The sequence below is a fragment of the Paenarthrobacter sp. NPDC089675 genome (assembly GCF_044749185.1).
Lineage (GTDB): Bacteria > Actinomycetota > Actinomycetes > Actinomycetales > Micrococcaceae > Arthrobacter.
In genome coordinates this window covers 283,425-305,662 of sequence record NZ_JBIVHM010000002.1, presented here as the reverse complement: position 1 = coordinate 305,662, position 22,238 = coordinate 283,425, and the positions used below count along the sequence as shown (strand labels likewise).

The window sequence follows — 22,238 nt, the reverse complement described above, 5'->3', positions numbered from 1 at the left end:
CATGCTCCGTTTTGCCCTTCTCGGAGCCGGTTTCATCGGTTCCGTCCACGCAGCCAACCTCGCCGCCCACCCCGGGATCGACTTCCGCCTGGTGTACGACCTCGACCATCAGCGGGCACAGACCCTCTCCGCCGCGCACGGGGCCTCGGTCGCCGCATCGCTGGAGGAGGTCTTCGACCCGCAGGTGATCGACGCCGTCTTCATCGCCTCCTCCACCGATACGCATGCCGGGCACCTCCGCCGGGCCACCGCCGTCGGAATTGCTGCCTTATGCGAGAAGCCGATCGACCTTGACCTGGATCGCGCCCGCGAGACCGCCGCCTTCGCGCAGGAAGCCGGTGTCCCGGTGATGGTGGACTTCAACCGCCGCTTCGACCGCGACTACGCCGAACTCAAGCGCGTGGTGGACTCGGGGGAGATCGGTGCAGTGGAGCTCATCCAACTCACCTCCCGCGGCCCCTCCATGCCGCCGTTGTCCTACCTCGCCGTGTCCGGCGGCCAAATGCGCGACCAGACAGTCCACTTCTTCGACCTCGCACGCTGGCTCTCCGGCCTGGACCCGGTAGAGGTTTTCGCCACCGGTTCGGCCCTCGCGCAACCGGGCATCGCTGCGTACGACGACGTCGACACCTCCGCGGTCACGTTGCGGCTCCCCGGCGGGGCGTTGGTCCAGATCGATTCCGCGCGCCGCACCGGCTACGGCTACGACGAACGCATCGAGATCATGGGATCCAAGGGGATGGTGGAAGCCCGCCGGCACCGGAACGGAGCGGTATCACGGTACACGGGCACGTCCGTGGTGGACGACGGGCTGCACCCGGGCTGGTTCGAGCGCGTGCAGCCAACATATGCCGCAGCCCTGGCCGCTTTCGTGTCCTCGCTGGAAGGCGGCGTGGCTTCCATTCCTTCGCTGGAGGACGGTTTGAAAGCCCAGGCCATTGCCGAAGCCGCCGTGCTTTCCCTGCGTTCGGGCCGTATGGAACCGATCAAATACTGAAGCAAATGAGGCACTAAACCCAGTGTGTCAGGGTATGCCGAGGTTGGTTTCGTAGGCAGAGGCTTTGTCGCGAACGCCTAGTCGCTTCAGGCGACCACTTGGGTCTGGCGGCATGGCGCGGTCCTTTAACGACCACGACGGCGGGAGTTATCCTCCCGCCGTCGTGGGCCGTTAGCCGTGCGGCGCTCAGCCTTCGAGCCTGGAGTGCTCTCCCAGGCGGTGCCATGAACGGTTGTGGTAGACCAAGGCGTCGCCCGGCTCGCCCGCTTGCACGTCACGCATCACGCGGGACTCCAGGGCGTGAACCGCAATGATCGTGGAGGTCCCCACCTCCATGCGATCGATGACGGCGCAGCGCACCCAGGCGCGGACGTCGTCATACACCGCTTCGCCGGTTTCAAGGTTCGACCAGCGGTGCGTCTGGTCAAAGCGGTCGGCGCCGGGGGTCGCTCCAAACTTCGCCAAGTCGACGTCGTGCGCGTCCAGCAGGTGCACGACGACGGTTTCGGCGCGGGCAAGCACTTTGGACGCAGAGGAGAGTGCCGAGACCGAGAAGATCAGCAACGGAGGTTCCGCACTCACTGACACCACGGACGAGACGGTCAGTGCCACTGGTCCTTCGCCGGCATCCGCCGTGATGACGGCGACTCCTCCCGGGTGGCCACGGAACAGTGCTTTGAATTCGTCGGCCGAAAGGGAAGACGGAAAGTTTTGCTTCGGAGCCTCGAGCCACGTGCCTGTGGGGTAGGCGTGAAACATCGTTATGACACCCTGGGGGCGGAGCGGGCGAGTTCCTCGCGAACGATGTTCGTCCCTGCGCTGAGAGCACTCAACTTGGCCAGAGAGACATCGCGGGGGAAAGGTGCCATGCCGCAGTTGGTGCTGGGGATGAGCTTGTCCGCATCGACGAACTGCAGGGCCTTGCGGAGGGTGTCGGCGACCTCTTCCGGGGTCTCGACGGTCTCGCTTGCGACGTCGATTGCCCCGAGCATGACTTTCTTGCCGCGGAGGAGTTCGATGAGGTCCATAGGCACGTGGGAGTTCTGGGACTCGAGCGAGATGATGTCGATGCTGGAGCTCTGCAGCAGCGGGAACGTTTCCTCGTACTGCCGCCACTGTGAGCCGAGCGTCGCCTTCCAGTCATTGTTCGCCTTGATTCCGTAGCCGTAGCAGATGTGCACGGCGGTCTCCGCACGCAGTCCTTCTGCCGCTCGCTCGAGCGCCGCCACGCCCCAGTCCTTGACCTCGTCGAGGAAGACATTGAACGCGGGCTCGTCGAACTGGATGATGTCGACGCCGGCCGCCTCCAGTGCCTTCGCCTCCTCGTTCAAAATCGCGGCGAACTCCCAGGCCAGCTTCTCGCGGCTCTTGTAGTGGTCATCGTAGAGCGTGTCCACCATCGTCATCGGACCGGGAAGAGTCCACTTAATCGGCTTGTCGGTGGTTGCGCGGAGGAACTTCGCGTCGTCGACGAATACCGGCCGCTCGCGGCGTACGGCTCCGACGACGGTCGGCACGCTCGCGTCGTAGCGGTCGCGGATGCGTACGGTCTTGCGCTGTTCAAAGTCGACCCCGCTGAGATGCTCGATGAAGGTCGTGACGAAGTGCTGGCGGGTTTGCTCGCCGTCGCTGACGATGTCGATGCCGCGCCGGCTCTGCTCATGGATGGCGATGCGCAGCGCATCCTGCTTGCCCTCGATCAGCGCATCTCCCTCCAGCTTCCACGGGGACCAAAGAGTCTCCGGCTGTGCGAGCCACGATGGTTTCGGCAGGCTTCCGACAAGGGTGGTGGGCAAAAGTGCGTTCATGATTGACGATTCTCCGTGGGTCAGTTGACGAGAGCGGGGTAGTTGGCGGTCCACCGGTCCAGCAGGTCCTTATGGGGGGCGATGAAGTGCTCCTCCGTGTACTTGGCCTGCGTGACCGCGAGTTGACTGCGCTCGACGCGGTCATAGTCGATCCGGGTCCGCGAGTAGTCCTGCTCTCCCAGGCTCGGCTGGTAGATGGCGGCGGCGGCGGAGTTCGCGTTGTAGATCTCCGGGCGGTAGATCTTCTGGAACGTCTCCATGGTGCTGATCGTGCCGATGAGCTGCAGGTTGGAGTAGTCGTTGAGCAGGTCGCCCCGGAAATAGAAGGCGAGCGGCGCGACACTGCCGCGTGGCATGAAGTAGCGGACCTGCATCCCCATCTTTGCGAAATACGCGTCTGTCAGCGAGAACTCGTCCTGCTGGTACTCGACACCGAGGACCGGATGACGGTTATCTGTTCGTCGGTACGTCTTGGTCGTGGAGACGCTGATGCACACCACTGGCGGCTGCGGGAAGCGTTCCTGGCATTCGGGGGACTCGAGGAATTGCTGGAACAGCTTGCCGTGTAGATCGCCGAAGTCTTCGGGAACGGTGGGCTTGCCAGACTCCGCTGCTGCCGCCGGCAGTACGACGCTGAAGTCGAAGTCACGGACGTAGGAGGAGAAGTTGTTGCCGACGATGCCTTGGTGGCGGACCCCGTTCAGCTGGTCGACGATCTGGATGTCGAGAACCTCGAACAGCGGGAACTGCCGGTCCGTGCCTTCAGCAGTGAACTCTATCTGTACGGAGACAATCTCGAGCTCGAGCGTGTAACGGTCCCGGTCCGGGTTGTCCCAGTCTGCGAGATCGTTGAAGCGGCGCCGAATCATGGTCAAGGCGTTGCGGAGGTTCTCCTGGCGGTGCTCGCCGCGTGCCAGGTTGGCGAAGTTCGTCGTGATCCGGGAGCCTTCCGACGGCGAGTAGTCCTCATCGAAGGGGGTGGTGGTAATGCTGAAGGTAAAATCGTCTGCCATGGTGCCAATCCGTTGTTGATGGCCGGAGACGGCCTTCAGAAGGTGATGTATCCATGGTGCAACCATCCCGTGGCTATCGGGTAACTAGGCGTTACTATGCATTCATATAGACTTTTCCTATGGCACAGCTTTCAAGCGGACTGACACTGCAGCAGCTCCGCTACTTCATAGAAGTCGCAGCTGAAGGGTCGATCTCCGCGGCTGCTGATCTCCTCTACGTAGCGCAACCGACCATGTCCGCAGCCATGAAAGACCTTGAGGCACGGGTGGGACGCGCGCTCCTGGTTCGCTCCACCCGCGGGGTCACCCTCACCGCCGACGGGGCCGAGTTCCTCGGTTATGCGAGGCAGGTCGTCGAGCAGTTCGCTCTCCTTGAGCAGCGCTACCTTGGCAGGCCACCGACGCGACGTCTGCTCGGGGTTTCAACACAGCACTACTCGTTCGCGGTGGACGCTTTCGTTCGGATGGTCAAGGCCACTGAGGTGGCCGAATACGAGTTCTCGCTGCGTGAGTCCCGCACGTGGGACATCATCGAGGACGTCCGGACGCTCCGCAGCGAGATAGGCATCCTCTACCGGAACGATTTCAACCGGAAGGTCATCGACAAGCTGCTCCGGGAATCCGGGCTCGCGTTCGCTCCTCTTTTCCTCGCCGATCCGCACATTTTCGTTTCACGGAAGAACCCGATTGCCTCAAAAGAGCGCGCGACTCTCGACGATCTCGCCGGTTTGCCGCGGCTTACCTTCGATCAAGGAGCGAACAACTCTTTCTACTTCGCCGAGGAAATTCTCTCTACCTTGTCCAGTAAGCAGGAGATCCGGGTCTCTGACCGTGCCACGATCTTCAACCTCATGATCGGGCTCCACGGCTACACGATTTCCACGGGCATTATCAGCGGGGAGCTCGACCCTGAGATCGTCGCCATCCCGCTCGACGTTGACGAACGCATTGAGATCGGGTGGATCGGCCACGCCGCGATTCCACTCACGGACCAAGCGCAGCGCTACCTCAAGGAATTGCGGGCGGTCGTCGCTGAGTTCGGAGTGGCGCTACTCGACTGACTCATTCCCCGCGAAGTTGCCTTTGCTGGGTGCTTTTGCAAAACTGATGTTCTCTATTCCCCAGTGTTAGGCCGATGTTTTGACGGGCATTCAAGGTTTCGCGACGCAAACCAAGCGCTGACATACCCCTGATGTCCCCCGGGCCGGTGGTTGCAGCGCATTCGCTGAAATCACTGGAGTCCTTAAAACATCATGCCTGTAACAAAAAGCCCTTCCATTACCCTTGCCGACGTCACTCTTAGGTGGCCTGACGGCACCCCTGCCCTTGCCGGGATTTCCGGAACGTTCGGAACCGGCCGCACAGGGCTGGTGGGATCCAATGGCGCCGGAAAATCAACACTGCTGCGCCTTATTGCCGGGATTCTCACCCCGACGAGTGGTCGAATCACCACCAATGGCGACGTCGGCTACCTTCCGCAAACACTGACCCTCATCACGGACTCCACCGTGGCGGACTTGCTCGGTATCGGCCACAAGGTGAGGGCCCTGCGGGCCATCGAATCCGGAGACGCCTCCGTGGAGAATTTCGAGATTGTGGGCGATGACTGGGACATCGAAACCCGTGCGGACGAGTCCCTGCGCCACATCGGTCTTTCAGCCGCGGACCTGGAACGAAACGTTGGCGAAATCTCCGGAGGCGAAGCCATGCTGGTTGCCATCACAGGGCTGCGGCTCCAGAGGACGGCGATCACCCTCCTGGACGAGCCGACGAACAACCTGGACAGGGATGCGCGGGCCAAACTGTCAGGCCTCCTGTCCACTTGGCCAGGAACACTGGTGGTGGTCAGCCACGACCTCGCCCTGCTGGAGTTGATGGACAACACGGCGGAACTCCATGGCGGGAAACTGTCCATGTTCGGAGGCCCCTATAGTGCGTGGCGGTCGCACGTGGATGAGCAGCAAGCTGCGGCGGTTCAAGCCGCCCAAGCTGCGAAGCAGACCGTGAAGGTAGAGAAGCGCCAACGCCAGGAAGCTGAAGCGAAGCTGGCCAAACGGGCCCGCACAGGCCAAAGCAGCTATGACAACAAGACGGGCTCCAAGATCCTCATGAATCAACGGGCCTCCGACGCGCAGGTGTCAGCGGGGAAGCTGCGCTCGGGATCGGACGACAAGGTGAATGCTGCCCAGGCTGCCCTCGACGCGGCGTCCTCCAGAATCAGGGAGGAGGAGCGAATTAGTGTGAATCTTCCGGATCCGGACGTTCCCCGCAGTCGGCGGATCGCCGAATTGCGGGGAACGAATCGCGCTTTCGTGGTGGAAGGTCCGGAACGGGTAGCCATTGTTGGTGCCAACGGCGTAGGTAAGACCACGCTCCTCGAGCGGGTTGTCGGCGGTTCGTTGACCGGCGGCGACGAGGCAAGTGACGACGTCGTATGCGGTGCGGCAGGTGGGCGGCTCCTCACCGAGCGGGCCGGCTATCTGCGGCAGCGGCTCGACGGGCTTGATGACTCTGCGACCACATTGGAAAACGTCCAGGCGGCCGCGCCGGAAGTCCCGGCAGGTGAAATCCGCACCCAGTTGGCGCAGTTCCTCTTGAGGGGCGACAGCGTCTACCGACCCGTTCATACTCTGTCCGGTGGCGAACGGTTCAGGGTTTCGCTTGCCAGGCTTCTGTTTGCCGCCCCGCCGCCGCAGGTACTGATTCTTGACGAGCCGACCAACAACCTCGACCTCCAGAGCGTGGACCAGCTCGTGGAAGCGTTGAACGCCTACCGAGGGGCCGTCATTTTGGTCAGTCACGACGACGCGTTCCTGGGTCGCCTCGATCTGGACCGGGTGCTGCGGCTCGACCACGACGGGTCGCTCACGGAAATTCCAGTGGCGGACCCACGATAACCAGCTCGGGCCAGCAGTACGCAGCTTACTGTGGGACGGCCGGCGCCCTGCGCGCTGCCCTGCGTTGAGCCATATAGATGAGCACAGCGCAGGGAGGGCAACGACGTAGAACCACGTTGCTGCGGTGAAGACTGCCCCATAGGCGTGGGCCTCCGCCAGCCCCGCGGAGCCGGAGCGGGTGCTCGCGAATACCACCGTCAAGAGTGCCAAACCAATGGAGCCGCCCAGTTGGTGTGCCGTGTTGACCAATCCGGAGGCGGCTCCGTTATCGGCAGGTTCCACTGCGGACATGCCGAACTCGGTCAGCAGGATGATCGCGATCCCCTGGCCGACTCCCAGGACGATCAACGGAAGCAGGACACCCGGGAAATACGCGGTGCCCGGTCCTATGGTGCTGAGCCACACCATCCCCAGGCCGGCAATGACCAGTGCAGCCAACAGCAGCGCAGGTTTGCCCAGCAATGAACTAAGGGGTTTGATCACGTACACCATGAGGAAGAAGAGGAACGTCAGTGGGATGTAGGCGATTCCCGCCTCGAAAGCACTGAAGCCAAGGACATTCTGGAGGTATTGGCTGAGGAAATAGAACGTCGAAAACATGGCGCCGACGATCAGTATGCGGATGATGTAGGCGCCGGAGCGGGTGGTGTCCCGGAAAAGGCGCAGGGGAGTGATGGGTTGCCCGGCCCGGCGCTCGATGAGGACGAACGCCAGGAGCAAGACCAGTGCTGCGGCGAGGGAAACGATGGTGGCCGGGTTGCCCCAGCCGGCGGCGCCGGCATTCACCAATCCATGGACGAGGGCAGACATCCCGACCGTGACTGTCAACGCGCCCGCAACATCCACGCTGCCCCGGACCCTGGCGGTTTCCGGCAGGAACCGTGGGCCGAGCAGCAGCACGGCAACACCGATCGGTACGTTGATCAGCAGGCCCCAACGCCACGACAACAAGTCCGTGAAAATGCCTCCGACGATGATTCCCACGCTGCCCCCGGCCCCGATCACGGCACTGTAGATGCTGATCGCATGGGACCGTTCCTCAGGCTTGGGAAAGGTCTGTACAAGCAACGCCAGCGTCGCGGGGATGGCGAAGGCTGACGCCGCACCCTGCAGTACGCGGGCAGTGATCATGATCTCGGGGCCGAACGCGAGCCCGGCCAGCAGGGATGCTGCGGTGAAGACCGCGACGCCGGCCATGAAGACCCGCCGCCTGCCCAGGAGGTCGCCGATGCGGGCGCCCAACAGGAGGAGCCCTCCGAAAGCCAGTGCGTAGCTGTTCTGGACCCACGACAGGGTGGTGCTGGTGAAGCCGAGCTCGCGTTCAAGGTGCGGCAGGGCTGTGGTGACGATGGAGGTATCCAGCACCATCATCAATTGGCAGCCCATGATGACGGCCAAGGTTATTGATGTGGACGGCTGCGTGGGTGCCCGGCCGGTGGTGGTCGCCTTTGCATGGGTTGTGGACATGGTGCTTCCTCACTAAGTAACTAACTGGTTCGTTTTAACAATGCGCGCGATGGGCGTCGCTGTCAACTAACCAGTTACTTGCTATGCTGGAGGCGTGGCAAGAGATGCGGAAGCAACCAGGCAGCGGATCCTGAAGGCGGCAGAGGAGGAGTTTGCCCGCTACGGAATAGCAGGGGCGCGGGTGGATCGCATTGCCGAGGAAGCAACGGCCAATAAAGCCATGCTGTACCGGTATTTCGGCAGCAAGGAGCAGCTGTTCGACGAGGTCTTTTCCCAGCGCGTGGTCGCGGTGGTGGAGGAGACTGAGTTCGATGCGTTGGACCTGCCCGGCTATGCGGCCAGGGCTTTCGACCTCTACGAGAAGGACCCCAACGTCCTCAGGCTCACCAACTGGTACATCCTTGAGCGGGGCGAGGCGGCCGACCTCGAGGCTTTGGTGGCCTCGCACAAAGCAAAACTCTCAGCTATCCAAAGCGCCCAGGATGCCGGTCACCTGCGGGCCGACCTCACACCCCTCGAGGTGTTGGCCAGCGTGCGCGCCCTGGCCATGACCTGGCACACCCTCACTCCGGAGATGGCACGGTCAAAACTCCCCAGCCCTAAGCGCCGCCGCGAAACCATCATGGACAACGTGCGGAGGCTCGTCAGCTAACATCAGAGACGGGGTGATCCATTCGAGAATGGATCACGGATGCTGTAGCTTCGCGAAGCTGTTACCGCCGGACGCCAAGCCGGTTGGCGAGGTTCACATACCACTGGAGAACGCTCACATCGTCAATGGTTTGTGGGTCAAGTATCTTCTCGAAGTCGGCACCCTGAAATATGTTCTTGACGGGAATTTCCATCTTCTTGCCCGTGCGGGTATGGGGGATTGCCGGCGCAACGATAATTTCGTCAGGGACGTGTCGCGGTGATGCTTCTTGGCGGATTATGTCTTTGATTGAGCCGATGAGATCGTCGTTCAGGGCGCTATTGTCGCTGAGAGCTACGAACAGCGGCATCCAGTATCTTCCATCGGGGTATTCGACTCCTATGACTAGCGACTCTCGTATCTGCGGTAGCTTCTCGACTGCCTGGTAAATGTCCGAGCTGCCCATCCGGACGCCATTGCGGTTCAGCGTGGCGTCAGAGCGTCCGTGGATAGTGACGGTTCCATGGGCGCTGATTGTGGCCGCGTCACCGTGCTGCCATGTGCCTGGGTTGCCCTCGAAGTAGGCACGGCGGTACCTGTGTCCGTGAGGGTCATCCCAAAAGAAGAGTGGCATCGATGGCATGGGCTTGGTCAGGACCAGCTGACCTGCGGTGCCAATGAGGCTTGTGCCGTTCTTGTCTATGGATTCGAGGGCTGCTCCAAGGGCGACGGCGGAGATTTCTCCTGGGTGGACCGGGACGGTAGGAACGGACGTTGCGAACGCAGTGACGACGTCGGTTCCTCCCGACATGGACGCGACACGGATGTTGGATCCGACATGGCCGGCGACCCAGGCGTTCGATGCAGCGGGCAGGATGGAGCCCGTTACCCCTAAGGTTTTCAGCGCGCTGAGGGTGTAGGCGTGGGCAGGGGACAGCCCTTCCTTTTCGCAGGCCTGCAGGTAACCGGGGCTGGTTCCCAGGAAAGTGACCTTGTTGTTTTCCGCTATCCGCCACAGCGCTCCTGCATCCGGGTAGGTCGGGCTTCCGTCGTAGCAGATGATCGTTGCGCCGACCAGCAGGCCAGCAACCTGGAAGTTCCACATCATCCAACTCGGTGAGGTGTACCAGAAGTACACATCCCCAGGGCATAGGTCGAGGTGGAACGACATGGATTTAAGGTGTTCAAGCAGGACACCGCCGTGTGAGTGAACGATGCCCTTTGGGCGGCCGGTGGTGCCGGAGGAGAAGACCACCCACAGGGGATGCTCGAATGGCAGGGGAGTGGTCTGCAGTGCAGCATTCCCGGCACTGGCCTGCGCCCACGGGATGGCCGGTTCGAGGTGGTCCGGCGGCAGCCCCAGGCGGGAGACCAGGATGGTGGTCTCCAAGGAACTGATGTTGGCTTGAAGGTGCGCGATCGCTTCCCGTCGGTCGTGGGACTTGCCGCCGTATCGATATCCGTCTGCTGCAATGAGCACCTTGGGCTTGAGCTGGCCGAGGCGGTTGAGGGCTGCCGGTGCCGGGTAATCCTGTCCGCACAGGCCCCAGATTGCGCCGACGCTGGCGGCCGCCAAAAACGAAATGACGGTCTCGCTGACGTTGGGCAAATACGCGACAACGCAATCTCCAGGTCCTACGCCGCTTCGGCGCAAGGTATCGGCGACGGCGGCGACCTGATTTTTCAGCTGATCCCACGTCAGGGTACGCTGGCTGGTCCCGCCCGGCTCCCCCTCTTCGATGACGGCGGTTTGATCCCCCTGCCTGTGCCGGAATACCTGGTCAACGTAGTTCAGCGTTGCGCCCGGGAACCATTGGGTGCCTGGCATCGTCTCTTCGATGAGGACGCACTCGTATCGGGAATAGGCGTCGATGTCGAAGAAGGCCCACACAGCTGCCCAGAACCCTTTGATGTCGCTGGCTGACCAGCGTTGAAGGCTGGCGTAGTCGTCGAACTCCTTGCCTCGGTTGATGGCGAGCCATCGCCGGAGGACATCAACGTTGGCTTCCGGCGTACGTTCGTCATGTTCTGGTGTATCCCCGGACCAGCCGATTTGTGTGCTCACAGAGAGCCGTCCTTTGGTAGCAGTTGCTTGGTGTGCGGGGTCCGGCCGTGTCCGTGGGGTAGAAACCTGAGCTACCCCAGGGACGAAACGCACGGCTCCGTCTCACAGGCTCTTTTGAGCCTTGAACCCGGTCTGATAGTGGAAGATCAGGGGTCTACAGCGTAGGTACGTGGGCCAACAGTTCCTTCGTGTATTCGTGGCGGGGGTTTTGCAGGACTTCATCGGTACTGCCGTAATCGACGATTTGCCCCTGTTGCAGGACGGCCATGCGTTGTGAAATGTGTCGGGCGAGGCAGATGTTGTGTGTAACGAACAGCATGGACATGTCCGTTTCGGCTTGGAGGTTGCGTAGCAAGTCGATGATGGATGCCTGGACGGAGACGTCAAGCGCCGAAGTAATTTCGTCGCAAACCAGAAGCGAGGGTGCGTTGACGAGCGCCCGGGCGATGGCCACTCGCTGTCGTTGGCCTCCGCTAAGGTCTCCTGGCCGGCGGTCCAGGTAGGCCTCGCCCAGACGGACCTGGTCGAGTGCTTCGCGCACACGCATCAGTCGCTGTTTCCGGTTCATGTAGCCAGACATTTGAAGCGGGACTTCGACAGATTCCCGGACTGTTCGGCGGGGGTTCAGTGACGAGAACGGGCTCTGAAACACGTACTGGACCTGCTGGCGTTGCTGTGCTGTCCGGGAACGCGTGCCGGGGGCGAGGTCGTGTCCATTGAACTGGACCGTACCGTTGTAGTCCTCGTTGAGTCCTGCAACGCAGCGTGAAAGAGTGGTCTTGCCCGAACCTGACTCCCCGAGGAGCATCATCGACTCACCGCGGGCGAGCTTGAGGTCGATGCCGTCGAGGATGGGGATCCCTCCATAGGATAATTTCAGCCCGCTGACCTCCAAGAGGATGTCGGAATCGGGCGAAGGCACTGCCGGAGGCTCCTTGCTGGTCGCCACCGGGGCGGAAGCTGCGATATCGGCAGGGAGTTCCCTGGTGATGACTGAGACGTGGCCTACCCTTCGTTTGCCGGCGAGATCCGGGACGGCGCTCAGCAGCTTACGCGTGTATTCGTGTTGGGGTCGATAGAGCACCTGGGCTGTAGGGCCTTTTTCCACCACCTCCCCGGAGAGCATGACAACGACTTCGTCGGCGATTTTTGCCACAACGGCCAGGTCGTGGGTGATGTAGAGGCCGGCCACGCCGTGGCGCTCAGCCAGCTCGGCTATGGTCTTGAGCACCAGGGCCTGCGTGGTGACGTCCAGTCCCGTGGTGGGCTCGTCGAGGACGATGACTGCTGGCCTGCAGGCAAAGGCCATGGCGATGCCCACGCGTTGCTGCTGCCCACCGGATAGCTGGTGCGGATACCGACGCTGGTATGACTGGGTGTTTTGCAAGCCGACTTCGGCGAGAACCTCAGCGGTTCGCTTCCTTCGGTCTTCTTCCGTGGCCCCGTAGTGGTGTGCGTTCAGGACCTCCATGATCTGGCGGCCGATCGTCATGGCTGGGTTCAGTGACAGCGCGGGATCCTGCGGCACGTACGATATGGTGCCGCCTCGGAGCTTCCGTCGTTCCGGTTCCGGCAGGTCGAGGATGCTGTCGTGTGCACCGGCAAGATGCACGCCGCCGCCTACATGTTTGAGGCCACGGCGGAGATGCCCCAAACATGCCAACCCGGCAGTAGTTTTACCCGAGCCGGATTCACCCACCAGAGCCAGGATTTTCCCCGGCAGGAGGCTGAAGGATACGCCGTGGAGAATCTGGTGTCCTGAGGTGGTGGCTACGCGAAGATCGCTTGCGCTCAGCACGGGTTTGGTGGCAGTTGCCGGCTCCGCAACGGTTGTGCTCATTTGCTTTCTCCCTCATTGAGGTTGGCCGAGGCGCGGGCCAATGAATCGGTGATGAGATTAGTGCCGACGGTGAGGACTGCGATGGCCAGGACAGGCAGTATGACTCCCCAAGGTTGTACAGCCAGGGCAATGCGGTTCTCGTTGATCATCAGCCCCCAGTCGGCAGTTGGAGGTTGCATGCCCAGGCCCAGAAAGGACAGGGATGCCAGGGCGCCGATTGAGTAGGTGAGGCGAAGTCCCAGTTCCACCATGAGGGGGCCGGTAATGTTGGGCAGGACATCCTGCACTACGATTTTCCATTTGGGAACGGCGTACATTTCCGAGGCCCGGATGTAGTCTTCGGTGACGACGGCCGCCGTCGCTGCACGGGCTACCCGGGCGATGCGCGGTGCGTGGGTTACCCCGATAACGGTCACAAGGACCCAGTTCTGCGGCCCCAGAACCGTGATGGCCAAGAGTGCGAAGACCAGTTGAGGCAGAGCCAGGAATATGTCGTTCGTACGCATGATGAGGCTGTCCACCCATCCGCCACGGTAGGCCGCCAACATCCCGAGCATGCCGCCGATCACCATGCCCAGCAATGTAGCGAGGCTGGCAAAGAGCAGCAGGCGCAGCCCGCCGTCGAGGAATCGGGTGAGCACGTCGCGTCCAAGGTTGTCGGTGCCGAACAGCCCGTCCGGTTTGAACGGCCGGCCCACAAATTCCGTGCTGGTGTATCCGGTTACCCAGGGAAGGATCATCGGTCCGAACAGGGCGATACAGACGATGATTCCTGTCAGGGCCAAGCCGACTTTCGCTTGGCGCTGGCGGAAAAGTCGGCGCAGCAAACCCTGCGGCGCAACTGCGTTTTGCGTGACTGGCGGGGCTGAAGTGAGGACGCTCATCGGGCTCCTCCCGTGCGTAGTTTGGGATTGGTCACGATGCCGACCACGTCGGCAAGGAGATTGACCAGGATGTATACCGCTGCGATCAGGATCGAAAGTGTTTGCACTACCTGGACATCGCGGTTGGCGACGGCGTCCACCAGAGCCTGGCCGATGCCGGGATAGCGGAAGAGGAACTCAATGACAACCACTCCGCCAGCCATCCAAGCAAGTTGGATGGCAATAACCTGGGCGACGGGAGAGAGTGCGTGAGGCAGAGCGTGGCGCAGTATGACCTGACGTTCGGGTAGTCCTTTGAGCCGCGCCATTTCCACGTAGCCCGAATCCAGCACTTCCAGCATGGTGGCTCTCACCATCCGCGTAATGTAGGGCGTGACGACGAGCACCAAGGTCAGGGTTGGCAGGACCAGTTGGGCCGGGTAATTCCACACGGCTTCCCCCGGTGGGGCCATGGTCACCGACGGCAGGATGGGGAAGACCGTGGTTGAGAGCAGCGTAATGAGGCCGACGCCGATGACGAACTCGGGAAGGGCGGCCAGCACCAGGCTGATTCCGGTGGTGACGTGGTCACCGGTACGGCCTTTACGCAGTGCGCTGTAGGTTCCCAACAGCAGGCCCGCAGGAATGCTGATCAGGGCAGCGGCTCCCAAGAGCACCAAGGACGCACCGATGCGTTCGGCCAGGAGTGCCGTGACAGGGCCCCCGGAAGCGGCCGAAATTCCGAAGTCTCCAACACTGAGGCCTCCGAGCCATGAGAGGTAGCGCTGCCACACGGGATCGTTCAGGTGCATTTGCTCCCGAAGCGCGGCCAGGCGCTCAGGTGTTGCTTGCTGACCCAGGATTGCTTGGGCTGGATCGCCCGGCAGGAGGAGTGTTGCGATGAATACGAGGAGCGACACGGCGAACAGGATCAACAGGCTGGTCGCCAGCCGTCGGAGGACTACCTGGGTCATTGGACTTCTCCCAACCAAACGCGGCGGAATTGAAAGCCTGAAAGTGCCAGTCCCGTACGGCTGGGCACGAGCCCGGCCACGTATCTCTGATAGGCATCGGCTTGATTCGGGTGGCCCCAGATGATGTATCCACCTTCGTTGTATTCGATCTCCTGGGCTTGCGAGATCAGGCTGTTGCGTTTGTCGGCGTTGACGGTTGCGTTGGCTTCGGCCACGAGCCGGGCGAACTCGGCGTGGTTCCAGTGGGTTTCGTTGAAAGGCGAGGTGGGCAGGGAACTGTTGTTGACCTGGGGGAGGAAGTTGCGGGTGTACCAGAAGGACTGGGCGAAGTCCCAGGTCAGGTAGCCGTCGCCGAAGAACGTCGTCGTATCGACCCGGCGCAGATTGACCGTGATGCCTGCTGCGGCGGCTTGTTGGGCGAATACCTGCGCTGCTTCGACGGCGCCGGCTTGGATGGGAGCGGTGACGAGCTCAACGGTGAGCCCGTTCGGGTATCCTGCTTCGGCAAGAAGCGCCTTTGCCTTGCCGATGTCCTGTGTTCGTTGGGGTAGGTGTTTGGGGTAGCCGGGGTCGAAGGGGGAGTACAGGTCGTTGCCCACCCGCCCGTTGCCGCTGAGAACCTGTTCGACCATCTGTTCCCTGTCCACTGCCAGGCGGAAGGCTTGCCGGACGCGATTGTCATTGAAAGGAGCTTTGTCTACCCGCATGCTGAACGGCAGCCACATTCCCGTTTCCGAGTTCAAAATGCTGATGCGGGGGTCGGCGTCGATGACTTCCAGCAGCGCCAGCGGGATCTGTCCGATGGCATCTACTTGGGTGGAGAGCAACGCGTTGAGCAGCGCGTCGTTGTCGTTGAAGTTGAGGATTTCCAGTTCGTCGAGGTACGGCTCGTTGTTTTGCCAGTACTTTTCGTTGCGAACAAAGAGGCTGCTGCGGCCCGGAGAGAAGGATTTGTACTTGAACGGTCCGGTACCGATGGGGTGGGTCGGGTCGTAGTCTGCGGGAACGATGCCCAGTGAGTACTGGCCCAGGGAGTCGTCGAAGGTCGCGGTGGGGGTGTTCAGCCGGAACTCGACCGTGAAGTCGTCAACGACCACAACTTCGTCCAGAACAGTCAGCGACGATGCGCCGGTTTTTGGTTTCTTGGGATCGGTGATGCGCTTGAATGTTGCAGCTACGTCCCGGCTGGTCATGGGCCGCCCGTCATGGAACCGGACGTCGTTGCGAAGACCGACCGTCCAGACTTTGGCATCTTCCGAGGCGGTGGCACTGGTGGCCAGCAATGGGCGGAGCTCGTAGTTTTCGTCCCGGTAGAGAAGGCCTTCGTACAGGTTCAATACCCGGGCAATGTCAGTGGTGCTGACCGGGGAATGCGCGTCCAGGCTGTCTGCCGCGCCGCCCCCTGACAGTCCCACCCGCAGCCGGCCTCCTGCGCGGGGCGGCCCCGACACGCTGGCGAGGACGCTGGGTTGGCCGCTGCGACAGGCGGTCATTAGACCGCCGAGCCCCAGTGCCATGCCGGTACCAAGCAGGAGGCGCCGGCTCATGTGGGCGGCTGTTCCCCCAGTCAGCCCGGATGGTGATGATCGTGGTTTCACTAATCCTTCTTTCTGAGGATCTATACGTCTATGCAGTCAACTTCCGTCCGACCCACTCCGGCGTCTGCTGTCCGCTCGTGAGCCGGAAACTGGTGATGTTGTCGCTAACTGCTGGAGGGAAGTGTTCTGTGCGTTGCGTGCGGGTGTTGACGTGCAGGGCCAGGATCTCTTCTGTAGCGATGAGTTGGCCTCCGGCGTGCATTTCGTGGGCCAAGTGAAGCTTCTTGGGACCCGCGCCGGCGATCACTGTTGTTACAGTCAGTTCGGCGCCGAGCCCGGTTTCCAACAGATATCGGATGTGGGCTTCAACCGTGTAGAGCGAGCATTGTGTTTCCTGCCGGTAGAGCTGGTCCATTCCCAGCTCATCCATGACCTGGTCCGTGGCGAAACCAAAGACCAGGACGTAGAAGGCCTCGGACATGTGGCCGTTGTAGTCGATCCATTCAGGGACCACGGTGCATCGGTAGGTTGGTAGCTTCGCCGCGGCGAGGTCTGTCATTTCTGCGCCGCTTTCACGGCGGCGACCGCATTGCGGATGGCAATGATTGCTTCGTCGCGTTCGGCTACCAGCTCCAGGAATGACCTCCCTGCCAGCTCCTCGTCGCAACCCGCGATGACTGCGTCCCTCAGCTGGGGCGTCAATTCCGGCGCATCCAACCGCGTCCACGGGGATTTCAGCGACGGACCGAAGTGATCGAGCATGTGGGCCATGCCACCCTCACCGCCGGCCAGATGGAAGGTAAGCATGGGACCCTGGATAGGCCACCGAAGGCCTGGGCCGTCGGTAATCGCCAAATCTATTTGCTCGACTGTGGCCTCGCCGTTATCGACCATGTGAAGCGCTTCCCTCCACAGCGCTTCCTGGAGACGGTTGGCGATGAAACCGGGTACCTCCCGGTCCATGCTGATGACCGACTTACCAATGTGCTCGTACCAGGCCGCTGCCCATTTCACTGCTTCTGCGGAGCTGTTTTCGCCCCCGACAACCTCTACGAGGGGGATGAGGTAGGGCGGGTTGAAAGGATGCCCGACGACGAGCCGGGCCGGGTTTGCGGCTTCGGTGGCCATTTCCGTCATGCCGTACCCCGACGTGGAGGAGGCGATGACGACATCCTGCGCCGTTACGGAATCAATCCTTGCCAGCAGGGAGCGCTTCAGGTCAAGGACCTCGGGGGCACTCTCCTGCACGAAGCCGACTCCGTCGACAGCCTCAGCGAGGTCGGAGTGAACGGTGAAGTTGTCCTTTGAAGCGTGCGGCGCCAGTCCCAGCTTGGTCAGCGCAGGCCATGCGGCGTCAATGAGGCGGCGCAGTTTGGATTCGGCGTCCGGGGAGGGGTCCCATGCTTTGACCCGGTAGCCCTGGGCCAGGAAGTACGCTGCCCATCCGCCGCCGATGGTGCCGATTCCGACGCAGGCGACGGTATCGACGTCGTTCATGTTCAAGGGGGTGAAATCAATGGTTGACATGGATCAAGCCTTCTTCTCGAGCTGGAGTATTTCGCGCGCTTCATCTGGTGTGGCCACGGACGCGCCGAGGTCATGGACGATCGCGATGGCGCGTTCGGTCAATTGGGCGTTCGTTGCTTTGACGCCCTTGCTGAGGTAGAGGTTGTCCTCCAACCCCACCCGCACGTGCCCTCCGAGGAGCACGGATTGGGCAACCCAGGGCAGTTGGTCCCGACCGATGGCAAAGGAGGTCCACTGCGCACCGGGTGGCAGCATGTGCACCATGGCTTGGAGAAGACCAGCGTTCACAGGCGCGCCGTAAGGGATGCCCATGCAGAGCTGGTACAGCGGTGGCGGGGCAATGAGGCCTTCTTCGACCATGATGTTGGCGAACCAGAGGTTGCCCGTATCGAAGATTTCCATCTCGGGTTTCACTCCGAGTTCCTTGATGCGTGCCGCACCTTCCCGCAGCATGTCAGGGGTGCTGATGTAAAGCTGGCTGCCCTCTCCGAAGTTCAGGGATCCGCAGTCGATGGTGCAGATTTCCGGGCGCAGTTCCTCGACGTGGGCCAGGCGTTCCAGGCCGCTCACCAGGTCTGTTCCCGGCAATTGCTTGGTCGGTTCACCGGGATCCAGAAACAGGTCTCCGCCCATCCCGGCGGTCAGATTGATGACGGGATCGACGTCGCTGTCCCGGACGAGGCGGACGACCTCACGGTACAGGGCAACATCGCGTGAGCCTTGTTTCGTTTCGATGTCCCGGACGTGGATGTGGACTACTGAGGCACCGGCGCGGGCGGCTGCGATGGCGTCCTGCGCGATTTCCTCGGGTGTGACTGGAACGTGTTCGCTCCTGCCGGTGGTGTCCCCTGCGCCGGTGAGAGCGCAGGTCACGACGACCTTGCGGTTCATTTATTACTCCCTTTTGCTTTGACGATGGTGCGGTCGATGAAGTTTTCGATATGGCGGAACATCTGATCGGAAGTCAGCATCCCGGTCAGCACTTTGATACCCAGGCCATCCACGAGGCCGGTGAGTTCGATCGCGAGGTCAGCCGATGGCACCTCGACAAAAACACCTTCCTCCTGGCCAAAAGCAATGGCGTCCTCCACGGTCTGTATCCAGCGGCGGTAACCCTGGGCGTGGTTTTCCTTTCCGGACTCGTCCACCGCGACGTAGGACCAGGTCTGCAGCCAGATGGAGAATTCGGCCCGACCACGGTCTCCTGCGGGCAGCTGAAGCTCGATGAGCCGCTTGAGTCGGCTCACTGGTTCCGTGATGGCATGCAGTTCTGCGATCTGGCGGTCAAAGGCGAGCTTCACCGAGTAGCGGAGGACCTCTGCGAAGATCTCCCTCTTTGTGGAGAAGTAGTAGTGCACACTGGCAGTGCTCACGCCGCAAACGGCAGCAATATCGGCAATGCGGACAGACGAATAGCCACGCCGTGCCAGGAGCCACCATGCTGACTCGATGATTGCCCGCCGCTTCTGGGCTTGATCGCTGTTCTCGGCGTGCCGGGTAGGCAGGATCATCGCGGGCGGAGGTACGGAGACCCCTCGAGTCTGGTCCGACCCGGACATGAGCCAGTTCACTGTCACGCCTGTCACGTCCGCCAGGTCCGTCAGCTCCGTGGGACGGAACCGGCGGGTCCCTGCCAGGGACTTGGAAAGCTTCGTTTCATCAAGACCGATGTGGCGTGCCACTTCGCGCTGGACCAGGCCCGAATTTTGGATGGAAAGACGGGCCCGCTCGGCCAGTTGAGCATTTTCTGGGGTGGATGTTGCCATGCCAATGACATTAGGGGTGACTTGCGATTATGGCAATGGTTTAATTCAAACTCAGCAAAACTTGCGAAAATGTGACGCGGCGCACGGTCTCCTGAGTGGTCCCGTGCGCCCGTCCGCAATCCGGCTATTGAAGGGAGCATTTATGAGGAGTCCAGGAAAAAACGGTAGTGACATCGAGCTCCCGCAAATCGGATTCGAGGCGTTGGGCCCGACGGTTCACAGCCATGAAGCGGGATCAGGGCGAAGGGTCCGGTTCATCGATGAAGGTCCGCGTTCAGGGGTTCCCGTGGTCTTCTTTGGCGGCGCTGGGACTTCGGTTCGAGCCTTCAGGCTCCTGGAATTCGCGCGTCCCTTAAGGCTGTCTCTTGGCGTACGCGTTGTTTCGGTAGAGCGCAACGGACTTGGCCGGACCAGCTTCGATCCGGACGCCGGCGTCACGGAACACGCCGAGGACGTCTGGTCGCTCCTGGATCATCTTGGCATCCGGGAGGCATCGCTTGTAGCTATCTCCGGCGGGGGACCCTACGCGGCGCAGGTCGCGGCCGCCCGCCCCGCATGCGTGCGCTCAATGCATCTGGCATGCGCGTATTCGGAACCCATCCCTGGTGCACAGTTGGACTTTGACCCCAGGCAGGTGGCGGCAGATCCGGTTGCATGGTGGACGTTCCCTCCGGAGAGTCCGGTCCATCGAGTCCCAGGCTTTGTTGATTCAGCCGTTGAAGAGGCCACGCACGCAATGTTTGCCCGCGGCAGGGATGCCGAACCGGAAGGCTTACGGCAAGCGTTCGATCTGTACGCAAGAACGCCCCTGCCGGACCTTGCCCGTGTCACGGGACGTGCATTCATGTATTGGGGCAGCGAAGACACCCTCGTCCCCGGGCAGCATATCGATCGGTGGAAAAGGTCGCTGCAGTCGGAAGGTCGGGAACCCAAAACCACGGTGCGGATGTACAGCGGAGAAGGGCACGACGTTCAGTACCGGCATTGGGACCAGATATTGACCGACGTGGCCTACCTCGGCAGCAAGATTCTGGTCACCGCAAATGGCAGAACCTTGCTGGCAGATGCCTGGCAGGAAGAAGGTCTCATGGCTTCAGGTGCCCGGTTGGGTCTTGCGGCATGGCACGAGCCGGAACGGTAGGCTACGCGCCTTCACCGGGCAGCTTGTAGGCGAGTACGTCGACGTTCTGAATGTTTGGTTCTACGCTGAACAGCTCTGCTCCTTGAGCCGCGAGAGCTTGCCCGACACCCCCTTGGAGGTGGGTCTGGCGGGCTTCGTCATCAGGGAAGACGTCGAAGACTCCAAAGGTCGACTCGTCGAATTGCAGTGCGAACCAGGCGCGCGTTCCTTCCTCCTGCTCAACGATCGAGCGGGCGCTGCGAAGAAATTCCGCGACTTCCTTTTCCTTGCCGGCCTTGGCTTTCAGCGTCACCAACAATGCAACCTCAATCATGCCCGCTCACCCTTCCCGATCTGGACGATGCCAAACTGCACGACGAATTTCATGACGAGCCTCCTTGGAACGGTACTGCTGCGAAGGTGTTGCGGACCGAGCCAGCCTCGGGGCCTCCTCAACCTATCGAGGGAGCGGCGTGACGATCTGCCCAGTGTCCCAATGATCGCCGGTCACCACAAGGGACCGGCCCTTGGGGGAGAAGTCCGGACACGTAGAATGCCCGCGAAAAAGGCGCGCCCCGTAAGGTGGGCGCGCCTTTTCCGTGGTGCTTTGCCAATCGTGGAAAGTGCCTCCGTGCAGGGCTACTTGGTGGCGGAAGCGCCCGGTTCCAGGGTGTATTGCTTGGGAAGCTTCAAGGACCGTTCCGCCATGACCTCGCGAAGCTTGTCCGGGTAGTCGGTGATGACGCCGTCCACGCCGTCGTCCATCAGCTTGCGCATCGTTGGCTTGTCATCGACGGTCCATGGGATGACCTGCATGCCCTTGGCGTGGGCACGGGTCACCATGTCGGCGTTTACGTAGGGGACGTAGCCGGGATCCGTGACGGTGCCGTTTTGCGGCGTGCCGTGGACGGGGGAGATGGCGTCGAAGCCGAGGGAGGCCGCGGCGTCCACGAGGTCCCCGCCGAAGTCGTCCGCGTCGATGCCGCCGAGCCAGGGCGACTTGCCCGGCTGTCCGGCCTGGAGGAAGTCCTTGTTGGTCAGGGCCACGGTGCGGATGCCCGGCTGGCGTTCCTTCACCAGGCGCAGCGAGCCCCAGTCGAAGCTTTCGATGGAGACGCGTTCTGCCATGTGCGCTTTGTTGATTTCGCGCAGGGCCACCTCGACGAATTGTTCGCGCGGGGCGGTCTCCTCGGGTGCGCCGGCTTCGACCTTGGTCTCGATGTTGAATTTGACCTGGCTGGCCCGGTAGCGGTTGGCAAGGTCGAACACTTCGGCGAGGGTGGGCATCTTAGCGCCGGGAGAGGCCTGCTGTCCGGGGAACTGGGGCAGCGTCTGGGAGCCGCAGTCCAGGCTGCGGACCTGGTCGAAGGTGAGGTCCTTGATGTACTTACCCACGTACGGGTAGGACGGGTCGCCCGGGGTGACGGGGGCAGTGTCCTTGCACTTCTGGCCGCTGATCTTGCGGTCGTGGGTGATGACCTCGCGGCCGTCCTTGGTGATCTGGAGGTCCATCTCCAGGGTGGATACGCCGGTCTCGATGCCCTTGGCGAAGGAGGCCAGGGTTGATTCGACGGCGAGGCCGATGCCGCCGCGGTGGGCCTGCAGGTCGAAGTGGTTCTCGGTGCCGTTGGGGTTGGTAGCGGCGGCGTGGGCCGGGAGGGTTGTTCCCAGGGCGAGGCCGGCGGTGATCGCAGCCGCGGTCAGCAGCTTGGTGTACTTCATGGGGTCTCCA

General features: G+C 61.9%; 19 protein-coding genes and 1 pseudogene. 5 read left to right on the top strand and 15 right to left on the bottom strand.

The annotated features are described in order from the left end of the window. Nucleotide 1: 1 nt before the first annotated feature. A complete protein-coding gene (locus ACIPY2_RS05505; protein WP_400265366.1) occupies nt 2–997 on the top strand; it encodes a Gfo/Idh/MocA family oxidoreductase in 996 nt (331 codons plus the stop codon). 186 nt (nt 998–1,183) lie between these two features. On the opposite strand, the gene ACIPY2_RS05500 is transcribed toward ACIPY2_RS05505, so the two are convergent. Genes ACIPY2_RS05500 through ACIPY2_RS05490 form a run of 3 tightly spaced genes read right to left on the bottom strand, consistent with a single transcriptional unit; the run spans nt 1,184 to nt 3,818 of the window. Further along, a complete protein-coding gene (locus tag ACIPY2_RS05500; RefSeq protein WP_400265365.1) occupies nt 1,184–1,756 on the bottom strand; it encodes a flavin reductase family protein in 573 nt (190 codons plus the stop codon). A 2-nt stretch (nt 1,757–1,758) separates the two neighbouring features. After that, nucleotides 1,759–2,805, bottom strand: coding sequence for a methionine synthase (locus tag ACIPY2_RS05495; protein ID WP_400265364.1), 1,047 nt, complete (start codon nt 2,803–2,805; stop codon nt 1,759–1,761). Between the two features lie 20 nt (nt 2,806–2,825). After that, a complete protein-coding gene (locus tag ACIPY2_RS05490) occupies nt 2,826–3,818 on the bottom strand; it encodes a DUF1852 domain-containing protein (RefSeq protein ID WP_400265363.1) in 993 nt (330 codons plus the stop codon). A gap of 119 nt (nt 3,819–3,937) precedes the next feature. On the opposite strand from ACIPY2_RS05490, the gene ACIPY2_RS05485 reads away from it, so the two are divergent. Together ACIPY2_RS05485 and ACIPY2_RS05480 are read left to right on the top strand one after the other, a co-directional pair. Then, nucleotides 3,938–4,879 carry a LysR family transcriptional regulator gene (locus ACIPY2_RS05485; RefSeq protein ID WP_400265362.1) on the top strand — a complete coding sequence of 314 codons (942 nt, stop codon included), beginning with the start codon at nt 3,938–3,940 and terminating at the stop codon, nt 4,877–4,879. Between the two features lie 192 nt (nt 4,880–5,071). Continuing rightward, nucleotides 5,072–6,715, top strand: coding sequence for an ABC-F family ATP-binding cassette domain-containing protein (locus ACIPY2_RS05480; protein WP_400265744.1), 1,644 nt, complete (start codon nt 5,072–5,074; stop codon nt 6,713–6,715). A gap of 243 nt (nt 6,716–6,958) precedes the next feature. On the opposite strand, the pseudogene ACIPY2_RS05475 reads toward ACIPY2_RS05480, so the two are convergent. After that, nucleotides 6,959–8,083, bottom strand: a pseudogene (locus ACIPY2_RS05475) (MFS transporter); the annotation flags it as partial. A 193-nt stretch (nt 8,084–8,276) separates the two neighbouring features. Here ACIPY2_RS05475 and ACIPY2_RS05470 point away from each other — a divergent pair. After that, the gene (locus ACIPY2_RS05470) at nt 8,277–8,834 is read left to right on the top strand and encodes a TetR family transcriptional regulator (protein WP_400265361.1); all 558 of its coding nucleotides are present in this window, start codon (nt 8,277–8,279) and stop codon (nt 8,832–8,834) included. Nucleotides 8,835–8,895: 61 nt separating this feature from the next. On the opposite strand, the gene ACIPY2_RS05465 is transcribed toward ACIPY2_RS05470, so the two are convergent. The 9 genes from ACIPY2_RS05465 to ACIPY2_RS05425 all read right to left on the bottom strand — a co-directional run bounded on the left by ACIPY2_RS05465 (nt 8,896) and on the right by ACIPY2_RS05425 (nt 19,386). Further along, on the bottom strand, nt 8,896–10,878 hold the full coding sequence (locus ACIPY2_RS05465) for an acetoacetate--CoA ligase (protein WP_400265360.1): 1,983 nt from the start codon (nt 10,876–10,878) through the stop codon (nt 8,896–8,898). A gap of 154 nt (nt 10,879–11,032) precedes the next feature. Further along, nucleotides 11,033–12,718, bottom strand: a complete 1,686-nt coding sequence (locus tag ACIPY2_RS05460; protein WP_400265359.1) for a dipeptide ABC transporter ATP-binding protein — start codon at nt 12,716–12,718, stop codon at nt 11,033–11,035. Next, entirely contained in the window at nt 12,715–13,602 is an 888-nt protein-coding gene (locus tag ACIPY2_RS05455; protein ID WP_400265358.1) for an ABC transporter permease, read from the bottom strand. The genes ACIPY2_RS05460 and ACIPY2_RS05455 overlap by 4 nt, the downstream gene beginning before the upstream one ends. Then, on the bottom strand, nt 13,599–14,555 hold the full coding sequence (locus ACIPY2_RS05450) for an ABC transporter permease (protein ID WP_400265357.1): 957 nt from the start codon (nt 14,553–14,555) through the stop codon (nt 13,599–13,601). The genes ACIPY2_RS05455 and ACIPY2_RS05450 overlap by 4 nt, the downstream gene beginning before the upstream one ends. Further along, entirely contained in the window at nt 14,552–16,102 is a 1,551-nt protein-coding gene (locus ACIPY2_RS05445) for an ABC transporter substrate-binding protein (protein WP_400265356.1), read from the bottom strand. The genes ACIPY2_RS05450 and ACIPY2_RS05445 overlap by 4 nt, the downstream gene beginning before the upstream one ends. Before the next feature lie 79 nt (nt 16,103–16,181). Next, nucleotides 16,182–16,652 (bottom strand): thioesterase family protein, encoded by a 471-nt coding sequence (locus tag ACIPY2_RS05440; RefSeq protein WP_400265355.1) that lies wholly within the window; start codon nt 16,650–16,652, stop codon nt 16,182–16,184. After that, nucleotides 16,649–17,620: a 3-hydroxyacyl-CoA dehydrogenase NAD-binding domain-containing protein gene (locus ACIPY2_RS05435; protein WP_400265354.1), complete on the bottom strand. Its 972-nt coding sequence runs from the start codon at nt 17,618–17,620 to the stop codon at nt 16,649–16,651. Before ACIPY2_RS05435 ends, ACIPY2_RS05440 begins: the two co-directional genes overlap by 4 nt. A 3-nt stretch (nt 17,621–17,623) precedes the next feature. Further along, nucleotides 17,624–18,511, bottom strand: coding sequence for a 3-keto-5-aminohexanoate cleavage protein (locus ACIPY2_RS05430; protein ID WP_400265353.1), 888 nt, complete (start codon nt 18,509–18,511; stop codon nt 17,624–17,626). Continuing rightward, entirely contained in the window at nt 18,508–19,386 is an 879-nt protein-coding gene (locus tag ACIPY2_RS05425; RefSeq protein WP_400265352.1) for a TetR family transcriptional regulator C-terminal domain-containing protein, read from the bottom strand. The genes ACIPY2_RS05430 and ACIPY2_RS05425 overlap by 4 nt, the downstream gene beginning before the upstream one ends. Nucleotides 19,387–19,528: 142 nt before the next feature. On the opposite strand from ACIPY2_RS05425, the gene ACIPY2_RS05420 reads away from it, so the two are divergent. Continuing rightward, complete coding sequence (locus ACIPY2_RS05420) at nt 19,529–20,527, top strand: alpha/beta fold hydrolase (protein ID WP_400265351.1); 999 nt, start codon at nt 19,529–19,531, stop codon at nt 20,525–20,527. A 1-nt stretch (nt 20,528) separates the two neighbouring features. On the opposite strand, the gene ACIPY2_RS05415 is transcribed toward ACIPY2_RS05420, so the two are convergent. Together ACIPY2_RS05415 and ACIPY2_RS05410 are read right to left on the bottom strand one after the other, a co-directional pair. Beyond that, nucleotides 20,529–20,840, bottom strand: coding sequence for a putative quinol monooxygenase (locus ACIPY2_RS05415; protein WP_400265350.1), 312 nt, complete (start codon nt 20,838–20,840; stop codon nt 20,529–20,531). Between the two features lie 305 nt (nt 20,841–21,145). Next, nucleotides 21,146–22,228: a glycerophosphodiester phosphodiesterase gene (locus tag ACIPY2_RS05410; RefSeq protein WP_400265349.1), complete on the bottom strand. Its 1,083-nt coding sequence runs from the start codon at nt 22,226–22,228 to the stop codon at nt 21,146–21,148. Nucleotides 22,229–22,238: the final 10 nt, after the last annotated feature.

Bases quoted from the DNA above. Each gene is read 5' to 3' on its own strand.
- ACIPY2_RS05415 (WP_400265350.1), bottom strand. From the start codon at position 20,840: ATGATTGAGGTTGCATTGTTGGTGACGCTGAAAGCCAAGGCCGGCAAG.
- ACIPY2_RS05505 (WP_400265366.1), top strand. From the start codon at position 2: ATGCTCCGTTTTGCCCTTCTCGGAGCCGGTTTCATCGGTTCCGTCCAC.
- ACIPY2_RS05435 (WP_400265354.1), bottom strand. From the start codon at position 17,620: ATGTCAACCATTGATTTCACCCCCTTGAACATGAACGACGTCGATACC.
- ACIPY2_RS05455 (WP_400265358.1), bottom strand. From the start codon at position 13,602: ATGAGCGTCCTCACTTCAGCCCCGCCAGTCACGCAAAACGCAGTTGCG.
- ACIPY2_RS05425 (WP_400265352.1), bottom strand. From the start codon at position 19,386: ATGGCAACATCCACCCCAGAAAATGCTCAACTGGCCGAGCGGGCCCGT.
- ACIPY2_RS05450 (WP_400265357.1), bottom strand. From the start codon at position 14,555: ATGACCCAGGTAGTCCTCCGACGGCTGGCGACCAGCCTGTTGATCCTG.
- ACIPY2_RS05485 (WP_400265362.1), top strand. From the start codon at position 3,938: ATGGCACAGCTTTCAAGCGGACTGACACTGCAGCAGCTCCGCTACTTC.
- ACIPY2_RS05440 (WP_400265355.1), bottom strand. From the start codon at position 16,652: ATGACAGACCTCGCCGCGGCGAAGCTACCAACCTACCGATGCACCGTG.
- ACIPY2_RS05460 (WP_400265359.1), bottom strand. From the start codon at position 12,718: ATGAGCACAACCGTTGCGGAGCCGGCAACTGCCACCAAACCCGTGCTG.
- ACIPY2_RS05430 (WP_400265353.1), bottom strand. From the start codon at position 18,511: ATGAACCGCAAGGTCGTCGTGACCTGCGCTCTCACCGGCGCAGGGGAC.
- ACIPY2_RS05420 (WP_400265351.1), top strand. From the start codon at position 19,529: ATGAGGAGTCCAGGAAAAAACGGTAGTGACATCGAGCTCCCGCAAATC.
- ACIPY2_RS05495 (WP_400265364.1), bottom strand. From the start codon at position 2,805: ATGAACGCACTTTTGCCCACCACCCTTGTCGGAAGCCTGCCGAAACCA.
- ACIPY2_RS05500 (WP_400265365.1), bottom strand. From the start codon at position 1,756: ATGTTTCACGCCTACCCCACAGGCACGTGGCTCGAGGCTCCGAAGCAA.
- ACIPY2_RS05410 (WP_400265349.1), bottom strand. From the start codon at position 22,228: ATGAAGTACACCAAGCTGCTGACCGCGGCTGCGATCACCGCCGGCCTC.
- ACIPY2_RS05490 (WP_400265363.1), bottom strand. From the start codon at position 3,818: ATGGCAGACGATTTTACCTTCAGCATTACCACCACCCCCTTCGATGAG.
- ACIPY2_RS05480 (WP_400265744.1), top strand. From the start codon at position 5,072: ATGCCTGTAACAAAAAGCCCTTCCATTACCCTTGCCGACGTCACTCTT.
- ACIPY2_RS05445 (WP_400265356.1), bottom strand. From the start codon at position 16,102: ATGAGCCGGCGCCTCCTGCTTGGTACCGGCATGGCACTGGGGCTCGGC.